This window comes from Pseudoalteromonas sp. OF5H-5 (assembly GCF_021530695.1).
Classification (GTDB): domain Bacteria; phylum Pseudomonadota; class Gammaproteobacteria; order Enterobacterales; family Alteromonadaceae; genus Pseudoalteromonas.
Genome location: NZ_JAKGBF010000004.1, coordinates 76,811 through 88,779, shown reverse-complemented (window position 1 = coordinate 88,779; position 11,969 = coordinate 76,811). Strand labels below are relative to the sequence as shown.

The following is an 11,969-nucleotide window of genomic DNA, read 5'->3' as shown; positions in this document are numbered from 1 at the left end:
AGGGGTCAAAGATGAGTTATATAGATGGTTTTGTATGCGCTGTACCCACCAGTAAGCGTGAAGAATATCAAGCACACGCCAGCAAAGCGGCAAAAGTGTTTAAAAAATTTGGAGCAGAACACGTTGTCGAGGCCTGGGGGGATGATGTCCCTGATGGTACGCTTACCTCTTTTCCAATGGCTGTAAAATGTAAGCCTGATGAAACAGTGGTGTTTTCCTGGATCACTTGGCCTTCAAAAGAAGTGCGTGACGCTGGAATGGCAGAAGTATTTAAAGATCCTATTTGCGATCAAGAAGCTAATCCAATGCCGTTTGATGGTAAAAGGCTTATCTATGGTGGCTTTATGACAATAGTAGAGTGTTAATCTTAGTTATTAAATTGGGCTGAGTTATCAGTCCAATAGACATGGAGCTGATATATGCCGAACTTTACCATTACCACTTTTGATTGGGTGCCTGAGCTGCCAAGAGGATATGTCAGGGATATTCGCTTGCGCTGGGCGCTAGAAGAGGCGGGCATACCCTATGATATAGAAATTACCGCATTCAATGAACGAGAAAATGCGCATTATTTACATCAACCATTTGGTCAAGTTCCTTGGCTTAGCCATGAAGATAAGGAGATATTTGAAAGTGGTGCTGGTCTGTTATACATCGCTGAACATAACGATGAGTTAATATCGACAGAAAATAGGTCATCGGTAATACAGTGGTTATTCGCCGCGCTCAACTCTGTTGAAATGGCGAGTCTTCCATGGACAATTTTGAAATTTTCTGAAGATACTTTTGAGAGTGATGGCAGCAAAGCGATAGAGCGATTTTTACATAGCCGTTTGAAACACATGAATGAATATCTTCGGGGAAAAACTTGGTTGGCTGAGCAATTTTCTGTTGCAGATATCGCGATGGCTGACGTGCTTCGTTTGGTCGATAGGTTTGATGGGCTAAATCAATATAGCTATTGCCGAAAGTATCTAGAGCAATGTGTTTCTAGAGCTGCTTTTAAAAAAGCATACAAAGATCAGCTGGAATTGTACTCTAGAATATAGTGACCATATAAATGGAAGGTGGTGTTTATGCAACAAATTAAAAAAGCCAGCAATTTGCTGGCTTAATGCTTAAATTGGCGAAAAGGTAGGTTAGTTACCATTTTCCTCAGCGTACTTTTTGCACGCTTCTTTATCTTCACACTCACCGTATAAATATAGTGAGTGATTCGTGAGTTTGATGCCATTGCTGTTCGCGATTTCTTCTTGGCGTGTTTCAATAACGTCATCTTCAAATTCGACAACTTTGCCACATTTTAAACATACCAAGTGATCATGGTGCGTGCTGCCAGACAGCTCGAAAACAGATTTACCGCCTTCAAAGTGGTGACGTGTTACAATACCAGCATCATCAAATTGGTTTAGCACGCGATATACTGTAGCTAGGCCAATTTCTTCACCTTTGTCCAATAAGATCTTGTACACATCTTCTGCACTGATGTGTTGATTATCAGGAGACTGAAGGATCTCTAAAATTTTGATGCGTGGAAGCGTTACTTTTAAACCAGCCTTTTTAAGCTCTAAGTTGTGATCAGTCATTAAATCTGTCTCAATCTGTTAGTTATAATTTGTCTTAGGTCAATATTCACGACGCTATAACCTAAGAATAACTTGCTCGGGCAGCAAGTGCAAAGCAAATGGAATTAATCTTCCAGCTCGCTTAAGCACATTTCGTCATATACTTGTGCACACCACTGTTTAACGCGTTGCTCTGTTAGCTCAGGCTGGCGATCTTCATCAATACCAAGGCCAACAAACTTACCATCTTCAACGACAGCTTTTGACGCTTCAAAGTCATAACCATCGGTAGACCAATGGCCAACAACAATAGCGCCACGTTCGGTGACGATGTCATTAACCATGCCCATCGCGTCAAGGAAATATTCAGCATAATCTTCTTGGTCGCCACAGCCGAAAATAGCAACTAACTTACCTTCGAAATCGACTTCTTCAAGTTCAGGGAAAAAATCATCCCAATCACACTGAGCTTCGCCGTAGTACCATGTTGGAATACCGAAAAGTAGTAAATCGAATTCGGCAATCTCTTCTTTACTGCTTTTAGCAATGTCCTTTACGTCTACGAGCTTTTTACCTAGCTCTTTTTGAATCATTTTAGCAACGTGTTCTGTGTTACCAGTATCACTGCCGAAAAAAATACCTACGCTTGCCATTAATTTCTTACCTTCTATCTATTAACCGCTAACTTTTCTTGTAAGATGGTCTCGATGAGTGCACTTCGACTAATGTTTTGCGACTCCGCCATATCACTTAGCGCTTGATACAACTCTGATGAAACCTTAAATTCTACTCTTTTTAGGCCACGCGCGCGATCCCTCTTAATTTGATTGCGCTTGTTAACCTTTAACTGCACTTCTCGTGGCAGTGGATTCGTCTTAGGACGTCCTGGACGTTTTTCATTTTCAAATAGGTCGATAGTTGTTCTATCAGTTTCAGCCTTGGCCATTATCCAACACCTGCGCCTTGCCAAAATACTTGGATCAAGCCTTTTGCTATAAATCCAGAACAGCCGAGAAACAGCACTAGCCAAACGATGTAGCGTCCGAACTTTGGCACATCACCTTTTTTCAGTACGTCCTGAATCGCCATACCGATGAAAAAGAATATACCAGCTAGCGCAAACCACAGCCCTAGCGTTTCAAATTCATTTATAAATTGACTGACCATCTGAGCTCTACTCAATACTTAAACGGCGGCTACTATACCATAACCTACATGCATAAATTAAGTTTATAACGGTAAATTCAATTCGTTTTATTGAAGAAAATCAATAATTGAGCGATTTACAGCTTCAGGCTTTTCAGCATGTAGCCAATGGCCCGCACCTTGTATTATTTTTGCTCGCGCATTTGGGAAAAAACGAGCGATGGGCTCCCTATGCTCAGGCAGGATATAGTCAGAGTTATTCCCTTTAATGAACAAAGTATCGCATAAACAGGAATGCGTTTCATTAATATTAGATGTAATTGCGTCGTATTTTTCAGTAATTACATCTAAATTAAAACGCCAAGTAAGCTTACCTTCTTCATTTTTTGCCAAACTTTTAAGCAAAAACTGACGCACGCCGACTGTTTCAATATATTGGGACATTATGGTATCTGCTTCACTACGACTTGATACATCACTTTTCTGCACTTCGTTAAGCGCGGCATTTATTGCGTCATGCCTTGAGTGATAATCAACAGGCGCAATATCTAATACGACAAGTTTGTTGATGCTTTCTGGGAATAATTGGGCGAATTGCATTGCCACTTTACCACCCATTGAGTGGCCAACTAGGCTGACTTTATCCAGTTTTAACTCATCCAATAACGCTTTGATGTCGTTTGCCATTATTGGATAGGACATTTGCTCATCATGAAAAGAGCGACCGTGATTTCTCAAATCGACGTTAATCACACTGAAATGTTCAGCAAGTGCTTTTGCCACCACATTCAAATTTTCCAAGGAACCAAAGAGTCCGTGCATAACAAATACACTAGGTTTGGCTTGGTCGCCAATTTGTTGATAGTTTAACTGCATAAATCCTCCAAAATTGGCGCTAATTGTGACATTGAAGAGTAAAAATGCAAAGCCATAGAGTAATAAGTTAAATTTGGATATACTAAGTGGCAATTGAAATGAGTTGCTCCTAATTAGCATAGATGACAGGAAACGCATGAAAAAGATAGAAATAGATGACGAGCTATATCAATACATTGCAAGTAACACACAAAGTATTGGAGAAAGTGCTTCTGAGATTTTACGTCGTTTATTAAAACTTACTTCTGGGACAGAATCTAAAGCCGTCGCACAGCAGGAAGAAAAACAAGTACCAGAAATTACAGCTGAGTCACAAACAAAAACACCAAGCCAACCTGTAAAACCCGTTGCGAATGTCTTTAATATTCTAAATAAAGAAGAGCTTGCCATGCAAAAGGGCGTGGTCGGGCGATTTTTGTTTATCCTATCCGCGCTTCATCGTACACATAAATCCGAATTTAATTGTGTGCTCGAAATTAAAGGCCGCGATAGGATTTACTTCGCCACGAGTAAAAATGCACTACTCGAAAGTGGTAGCAGTATGAACCCGAAAAATATAGCAGACAGCGAATATTGGGTGATGACAAATTCAAATACGACTAGAAAGAAAATGATGCTTCACGAAGTAGCTAAGGTGTTAGGTTACACAGATGAAGCTGCCGAGAAAATTAGAGACTACCTATAAGTAAGGAAATCTTATGGCGATCCATCCGCAAGCTGGCAAAAAGGTATCGAAAGAATTATTGGTAAATGTACCTAAGCTGGTTTCATCGTACTATTTAAATGAGCCTGATTTAGAAGCGCATCCAGAGCATTGTGTCGCCTTTGGCACAAGTGGCCATCGAGGTTGCTCACTTAATTTTAAGTTTAATGAGTCGCATATTCTGGCCATCACTCAAGCGATCTGCGATTACCGTAAAAACAACAATATTTACGGTCCGCTTTTTCTTGGTAAAGACACTCATGCGTTGTCGGAAGCCGCTTTTAACTCGGCTATTGAGGTCTTGGTTGCCAACGAAGTACAAGTCATCACACAAGAAAATGATGACTACACACCAACCCCTGTGATCAGCCATGCGATTGTCTCGCACAATTTAGTCAATCCTCATGAGCTTGCAGATGGAATTGTCGTTACGCCATCACATAACCCGCCAGAAGATGGCGGGTTTAAATATAATCCTCCGAATGGTGGACCTGCCGATACCGATGTCACCAAATGGATTGAAGATAGGGCGAATCAGTTACTACTCGAAGATTTGGTTGAAGTTGAACTATTTCCGTTTGCTAAAGCGAGAAGATCTGGATTTATCAAGTACGAAGATCTGATCACTCCATATGTTGAAGACTTGGGTAACATAATTGATATGGAAGCCATTGCTCGAGCTGGTGTTAATATTGGTGTGGATCCTCTTGGTGGTTCAGGTGTTAATTTCTGGCCAGTGATCGCCAAACACTATGACTTGAAGCTCACGGTTGTAAATGACGTTGTAGACCCGAGTTTTTCCTTTATGCCACTAGATAAAGACGGCAAGGTGCGGATGGATTGTTCATCGCTTTTTGCGATGGCTAATTTGATAGCACTGAAAGATGACTACGATATCGGTATTGGTAATGATCCGGACTTCGACAGACATGGCATTGTTACCCCTGATGGCCTGATGAATCCTAATCACTTTTTAGCGGTTGCAATTGACTACCTCATTAAACACCGAAGCTGGAAGAGCTCAGTAAAAATCGGTAAAACACTGGTATCTAGTGCCATGATTGACAAAGTGTGTGGCGCAAACGGCCGAGAAGTTTACGAAGTGCCAGTTGGCTTTAAATGGTTTGTAGACGGGTTAGCGGCTGGAGAGCTCGCGTTTGGCGGTGAAGAGAGTGCTGGCGCTGCGTTTTTAAGAAAAGATGGCACCACATGGTGTACTGACAAAGACGGTTTTATCATGGGATTACTTGCCGCCGAAATCCTAGCTGTCACAGGTAAATCGCCATCTCAGCATTATCACGCTTTTGAACAAGCATTTGGCGCACCTGTATACAAACGTATTGATGCACCCGCAAATACTGAGCAAAAAGCAAAGCTTAAGGCATTAAGCGCGGACAATATCAAGGCGGACACCCTGGCAGGTGATAAAATTACTCAGATATTAACCAATGCCCCTGGTAACGGCGCGGCTATTGGTGGCCTTAAAGTCGTTACCGAAAATGGTTGGTTTGCGGCGCGTCCATCGGGTACTGAAGATATCTACAAAATTTATCTTGAATCATTTAAAGGTGACGCGCATTTAGCTGAACTTGAACATGAGGCAAAGACATTGGTTGACTCAGTGATTAGTTAACAAAAAGCTTCTACAAGCCATACTCCTCGTATGGCTTTTTTGTATCCCTATGCGGGTTATACCAATTAGTCGTAATACTTGCTCAATTTGAAGGAGTAAATCTGACGCTAACCGCGTTAAAAATTTCTTATTTAGAATAACTAAATAGCAAAATTTTAGCCTTGTTATCGACAAGATTTTCTCGCCTCAAAATAGATCACTTAATTAAGATAATTGGTATTACTCAACAACATCAATTTGGAATTATGACGTACTTAGCAGAATTAAAACAAAGCGGTGACTTTCTTACTATCACAAGAAATAACGAATTTACACTGGAACCCGTGAATTTCACTTTAGACAACGGTACTTTGGTGGAAGTCCATGATACTGGTGTGATCCAGTTTACGCCTGTAGGTGAAACAACGAAAGATATAGTGCTATCGAGCGCTGTGCACGGCAATGAAACCGCGCCAATTGAGATATGTGATGAGCTTATCCAACATATTATTACTGGCAGACTAGCGTTGGCACAACGGGTGTTATTTATTTTTGGCAACCCGAAATCCATTAATATTGGGCAGCGTTTTGTCGATGAAAATCTAAACCGCCTTTTTAACGGCGCACATAATCAAGAAACAGATAATCCAGAAAAGGTCCGAGCGCAAAAACTAGAAGGTTATGTTAGGGCTTTCTTTGAACAGGGAAGCGGTGAGCGCTATCGATGTCATTACGACCTTCACACTGCTATTCGAGGATCTAAAAACGAAAAGTTTGCAGTCTATCCATTTTTACATGGTAAGCCGTGGAAGAAATCGCAGCTGCAATTTTTATTGTCATGCGGTGTCAACACTGTATTAATGATGCGCTCGGCTGCTACGACATTTAGTTACTTTTCTTCTTACCAGTTTGGGGCCGACGCTTTCACTATCGAACTTGGGCAGGTTAAGCCATTTGGTGAGAATAACATGGCAAGCTTTGCAAAAACCAAAGAAACGCTAAAAGCATTAATTAGCCAAGAAAAAGTAAAATATAAAGAATTTAATGCAGATGAGTTCGAGCTGTTTACGGTTCATCGTACAATCAATCGTACTCAAGCCGAATTTTCTTTTCCATTCGCTGATTCTGCTGAGAATTTTACAGGGTTTTCAAAAGGTGAATTACTAGCGACGGACGGAGATAAGCAATATTTCGCTGAAGTTGAGGGGGAAGCTATTATCTTCCCAAATGCCAATGTTGCTTTGGGGCAACGTGCATTACTAACGGTTATCCCGTTAGAGGTTGATGAAAACTTTATATAAATCATAGATGTAAAATTCTACTTGCCTTCGTATCAAAATCTTTCCAAAAACATTGATGCATTTTCACGGTTATTCATCTAGGATTAGTTGAATAACCGTTTACGTTAACGTAAAGTTGAAACGCTTTAATTTAATTTACTTACTTAAATCGCAAATATTATTCAGTCTTTGATAAGTTGTTAGACCAGTTATTCATACTAACCACGAATGTGATCAAGACCAATTAACACAATCATAAATGCGAGGTGAGTTAAGACTCTTTTCGTCTTACGCAATCTGAAGCCAGATCTCGTATGAGAAAGTCGGGTTTGAACTCCGTAAGTTTGTTATGACAACAAGAGAAGGTAGGTTATGACTAACCCCAATAATATATCCTTAAATATCAGCCATGCGCTGGAATTTATAGATGGTCATGCACTCAATATCCCTACATTAAAGATTTTAAGTGACCAAGGCGATGTTTTAGACGGTGCAACAGCACCTGATATTGATAAAGAAACGGCATTAAGAATTTACTCAACAATGCGGTTTATCCGTTTACTTGACGAGCGTATGCAAGGGGCTCAGCGTCAAGGACGTATTAGCTTCTACATGCAATGTCTTGGCGAAGAAGCCGCTGTTACGGCAAGTGCTGCGGCGCTTAAAGAAGATGACATGATCATGGCTCAGTACCGTGAGCAAGCTGCAATTCACTATCGTGGTTTTTCGCTTGAGCAGTTTATGAATCAGCTATTCTCGAATGAGAAGGACTTAGGCAAAGGCCGCCAAATGCCTGTGCATTATGGTTCTAAAGAATTACATTACCTGACTATTTCGTCGCCGCTAGGAACGCAAATTCCTCAAGCAACGGGCTATGCATACGGCCAAAAGCTAAAACACATTGATAAAGAAACTGGCGAGCTAACGTCTGAAATTGACAACGTCACGATTTGCTATTTTGGCGAAGGTGCTGCGTCAGAAGGTGACTTCCACGCTGGTCTAAACATGGCCGCGGTGCATGGTTCACCGGTCATCTTTTATGCACGTAATAACGGTTATGCGATTTCAACACCTGCGGATGAACAGTTCAAAGGTGATGGTATTGCTGCTCGCGGTGTGGGCTATGGTATTAAGACCATCCGTGTGGATGGTGCCGATGCGCTTGCTGTTTACGCCGCAACACAAGCCGCGCGTAAAATCGCAGTTGAAAACGGTGAGCCTGTGATGATTGAGTCTATCGCATATCGTTTGGGTGCACATTCAACATCTGATGATCCGTCTGGTTATCGTACTAAAGACGAAGAAGCTGAATTTAAAAATAGTTGCCCAGTAAATCGATTTAAGCAATGGCTTCTAAAACAAGGTTGGCTGGATGAAGCCCAAGATGATGCGGAAAAAGAGAAAATCCGTGAAGATATCTTGGCTGCATTGAAGGTTGCAGAGAAAGTACAGAAGCCTGCATTAGAAGATCTGGTCTCAGATGTTTATGACACGCCAATTCCATCGCTGCAGAAACAATATGATGAATTGAAAGCGCATATTAAAGCTTATCCAGACGCATACCCAGTCACAGCAGGGAGAATTAAATAATGGCTAAAATGAATATGCTACACGCCATTAATTCGGCGCTAGATATCACGATGGCGGAGCATCCACAGGCTTGTATTTTTGGTGAAGACGTCGGCTACTTTGGAGGTGTATTCCGAGCAACTTCAGGCCTTCAAGAAAAATATGGTAAACACCGTGTTTTTAATACGCCATTGACCGAGCAAGGTATTTTAGGTTTTGCCAATGGTCTTGCAGCGATTGGTGCTCCTGCGCTTGCTGAAATTCAATTTGCGGATTATATCTTCCCAGCATTTGACCAAATCGTGAACGAGTCGGCCAAGTTCCGTTATCGCTCAGGTAATGAGTTTGATGTGGGTAACTTAACAATTCGTACGCCATACGGTGGTGGTATTGCAGGTGGTCTATATCATTCACAATCACCGGAAGCTTACTTTGCACATACACCAGGTCTTAAAATTGTAGTACCGCGTAACCCGTATCAAGCAAAAGGCCTACTGCGTGCTGCCATTAAAGATGATAACCCGGTTATTTTCTTTGAACCTAAGCGCTTATATCGCGCTTCTGTTGGTGAAGTGCCAGAAGAAGATTACAGCATTGAGCTTGGTAAAGCTGAAGTAATTAAAGAAGGTACTGACATAACGCTATTGGCTTGGGGCGCGCAGATGGAAATCATAGAACAAGCGGCACAAAAAGCTGAAGAAGCGGGTATTAGCTGTGAAATAATCGACTTAAGAAGTATTCTTCCTTGGGATATGGACACGGTAGCCAAGTCAGTGGTTAAAACGGGTCGTTTGGTCGTGAGCCACGAAGCGCCAATCACAAATGGTTTTGGTGCTGAGATCGCAGCAACCATACAAAAAGAGTGTTTCCTGCATTTAGAATCTCCAATTGAGCGAGTTTGTGGATTAGATACGCCATACCCTCTAGCACTTGAAAAAGAGTATGTGCCAGATGCACTGAAAGTGTTCGCCGCTATCAAACGTTCTATGGAATTTTAAGGATAAGTTATGGCTAAAGAATTTATCTTACCAGATATTGGTGAAGGCATCGTAGAGTGCGAAATCGTCGAGTGGTTGGTGGCTGTTGGTGACGAAGTAAAAGAAGATCAACCTATTTGTGACGTAATGACGGATAAGGCACTAGTGCAGATCCCTGCGGTACATGACGGTGTGATCACCAAGCTGCATTACGAAAAAGGTGAAATTGCAAAGGTGCATGAGCCTTTATTTGCAATGGATGTTGCCGGCGAGCAAGCTGCTCAGCCGGAGCAATCGGCACCTCAGTCCTCGCCAACTACTTCAACCAGTGCTGTACTTGAAGACTTTATCTTACCAGATATTGGTGAAGGCATTGTTGAGTGCGAAATTGTTGAATGGCTTGTCGCTGAAGGCGATGAAATCAAAGAAGATCAGGCCGTTTGTGATGTAATGACTGACAAGGCGCTAGTGCAAATTCCAGCCAAGTACGATGGTATTGTTGAAAAACTCTATTATCAAAAAGGTGAGATAGCACAGGTGCATAGTCCGCTATTTCAAATGAAATTGGCGTCATCTCATGTCGGAAAATCAGACGATCCAATCGCTGATGTCCACAAGCCTAAAGAAAGTACAGTACAAGCTGCTACTGCAAACGATGAGGCTACGCGTAGTTTACCGAAAAATGGTAAAGCGATTGCCTCTCCGGCAGTACGCCGCAAGGCGCGCGAAGTTGGTGTTGACCTCTCTGAAGTACCAGGCTCTGGTAAAAATGGTCGTGTGTATAAAGAGGACATCGAACATTTCCTTGAGCACGGTGTAAGTGGTGCTTCGACCACGAATGAAGCTAACACAACGATAAAGTCTCAAACACAAAAGCCGGCTCCTACCTCAGAAGGTGGTAAAAGAGTTGAGCCTCTACGTGGTATGAAAGCGGCGATGGCCAAACAGATGGTGGCCTCTGTTTCGACGATCCCACATTTCACTTACTGTGACGAGATTGACTTAACCGATTTAATTGCATTTCGTGGTGCTTTGAAAGAGCAATATGCCAAACAAGGCGTGAAGCTGACGATGATGCCATTTTTTATCAAGGCGTTGTCACTTGCAATCAACGAATTCCCAATTTTGAATGCAAAAGTAAATGATGACTGTACGGAAATCACTTATTTTGATGACCACAATATTGGTATGGCGGTGGACAGCAAGCTGGGTCTTCTTGTACCAAATATTAAATCATGCCAAAGCAAATCGATTGTAGAAGTTGCCCAGTCTGTTACTGAACTGACAGAAGCCGCTAGGGAAGGGCGTGTATCTCCTGATTCTCTGAAAGGCGGTACTATCTCAATCTCAAACATAGGGGCGATTGGCGGTACGGTTGCGACGCCGATTATCAATAAACCGGAAGTTGCTATCGTTGCACTTGGCAAAGTTCAGCAGTTACCACGCTTTGATGCACAAGGTAATGTGGTTGCGCGCTCTATCATGCAAGTAAGTTGGTCTGGCGACCATCGTATTATTGATGGTGGCACGATCGCACGCTTCAATAATTTATGGAAAACCTTCCTAGAGGAACCGGCTAAAATGATGATGGCAATGCGCTAATCCTTGTTTTTGCTAGTTTCTACTTGTTGTAAAGGGCCTTTACGGCCCTTTTTTATGTCCCGCCATATTATATATAAACCACCGTGAAAACAAACTTGTAATACCTGTTTGCTTAATTTAGAGAGCTATTCTGAAGCAAGAAAGCCTTTTCGATAACACTGCTACGTCACCAGCTATCGTCAAGGTATCTACATTCATGTAGGCAAAAAATTCTATTCTAAGTAGAAAGTTCTTAACGGAGTTAGCGTCAGATTCGTTCCTTCAAATTGAGCGAAAGTTTATTAGATATTATCTGCATTTCTACATTCTAACTCTTTGTATATAAAAGATAATTGGAATAGAGCTTAAGAAGCAACTGCTAATTATTTTGCAAAAAAATATTAAAAAGATCCCATTACAATAATTGTACTTCGTATTTATTTCTTTACAATTACTAGAGTGGGTGGGATGACTAAAATGGTATTTTTTCAACTAATTAACAATGGATGCGGGTTAGCTCTGTGTAGTAAAAGTGTAAAAATAAATTTGTACACTTTTTGGGGATAATGGAAATTGCGTTTAGTTGTATTTGCTTTTTTTTAAATTAAGTTAATCTGATCGCGAGACTAATTTTGTCTCAAAGAAAAAGTATAATTAGGG

General features: G+C 41.5%; 13 protein-coding genes. 8 read left to right on the top strand and 5 right to left on the bottom strand.

The genetic code is table 11. From position 1 onward, the window contains the following. The first annotated feature begins 11 nt into the window (after positions 1–11). Both L1271_RS07135 and L1271_RS07130 read left to right on the top strand, forming a co-directional pair. On the top strand, positions 12–365 hold the full coding sequence (locus L1271_RS07135; RefSeq protein WP_174168900.1) for a DUF1428 domain-containing protein: 354 nt from the start codon (positions 12–14) through the stop codon (positions 363–365). Between the two features lie 54 nt (positions 366–419). After that, positions 420–1,049, top strand: a complete 630-nt coding sequence (locus L1271_RS07130) for a glutathione S-transferase family protein (RefSeq protein ID WP_235367447.1) — start codon at positions 420–422, stop codon at positions 1,047–1,049. A gap of 90 nt (positions 1,050–1,139) precedes the next feature. Here the strand turns inward: L1271_RS07130 and fur are convergent, their stop codons facing one another. The 5 genes from fur to L1271_RS07105 form a co-directional block, all read right to left on the bottom strand. After that, a complete protein-coding gene (fur, locus tag L1271_RS07125; protein WP_010372691.1) occupies positions 1,140–1,586 on the bottom strand; it encodes a ferric iron uptake transcriptional regulator in 447 nt (148 codons plus the stop codon). A gap of 104 nt (positions 1,587–1,690) precedes the next feature. Next, entirely contained in the window at positions 1,691–2,218 is a 528-nt protein-coding gene (fldA, locus tag L1271_RS07120; RefSeq protein ID WP_010604714.1) for a flavodoxin FldA, read from the bottom strand. Positions 2,219–2,232: 14 nt separating this feature from the next. Beyond that, positions 2,233–2,511, bottom strand: coding sequence for a LexA regulated protein (gene ybfE / locus L1271_RS07115; RefSeq protein ID WP_010372698.1), 279 nt, complete (start codon positions 2,509–2,511; stop codon positions 2,233–2,235). Next, positions 2,511–2,732 (bottom strand): DUF2788 domain-containing protein, encoded by a 222-nt coding sequence (locus L1271_RS07110; RefSeq protein ID WP_010372701.1) that lies wholly within the window; start codon positions 2,730–2,732, stop codon positions 2,511–2,513. Before L1271_RS07110 ends, ybfE begins: the two co-directional genes overlap by 1 nt. 87 nt (positions 2,733–2,819) lie before the next feature. After that, entirely contained in the window at positions 2,820–3,587 is a 768-nt protein-coding gene (locus L1271_RS07105; protein WP_102057864.1) for an alpha/beta fold hydrolase, read from the bottom strand. A 136-nt stretch (positions 3,588–3,723) separates the two neighbouring features. Here L1271_RS07105 and seqA point away from each other — a divergent pair, with 136 nt between their 5' ends. The 6 genes from seqA (at position 3,724) to L1271_RS07075 (ending at position 11,330) form a co-directional block, all read left to right on the top strand. Then, entirely contained in the window at positions 3,724–4,272 is a 549-nt protein-coding gene (gene seqA, locus L1271_RS07100) for a replication initiation negative regulator SeqA (protein WP_010604716.1), read from the top strand. Positions 4,273–4,285: 13 nt separating this feature from the next. After that, a complete protein-coding gene (gene pgm / locus L1271_RS07095) occupies positions 4,286–5,923 on the top strand; it encodes a phosphoglucomutase (alpha-D-glucose-1,6-bisphosphate-dependent) (protein ID WP_102056773.1) in 1,638 nt (545 codons plus the stop codon). A gap of 245 nt (positions 5,924–6,168) precedes the next feature. Continuing rightward, positions 6,169–7,203 carry a succinylglutamate desuccinylase gene (astE, locus tag L1271_RS07090; protein WP_102056774.1) on the top strand — a complete coding sequence of 345 codons (1,035 nt, stop codon included), beginning with the start codon at positions 6,169–6,171 and terminating at the stop codon, positions 7,201–7,203. A 351-nt stretch (positions 7,204–7,554) separates the two neighbouring features. After that, a complete protein-coding gene (locus L1271_RS07085; RefSeq protein WP_010372716.1) occupies positions 7,555–8,772 on the top strand; it encodes a thiamine pyrophosphate-dependent dehydrogenase E1 component subunit alpha in 1,218 nt (405 codons plus the stop codon). Then, entirely contained in the window at positions 8,772–9,749 is a 978-nt protein-coding gene (locus L1271_RS07080) for an alpha-ketoacid dehydrogenase subunit beta (protein ID WP_102056775.1), read from the top strand. The genes L1271_RS07085 and L1271_RS07080 overlap by 1 nt, the downstream gene beginning before the upstream one ends. Positions 9,750–9,758: 9 nt before the next feature. After that, positions 9,759–11,330 carry a dihydrolipoyllysine-residue acetyltransferase gene (locus L1271_RS07075; protein ID WP_235367446.1) on the top strand — a complete coding sequence of 524 codons (1,572 nt, stop codon included), beginning with the start codon at positions 9,759–9,761 and terminating at the stop codon, positions 11,328–11,330. Positions 11,331–11,969: the final 639 nt, after the last annotated feature.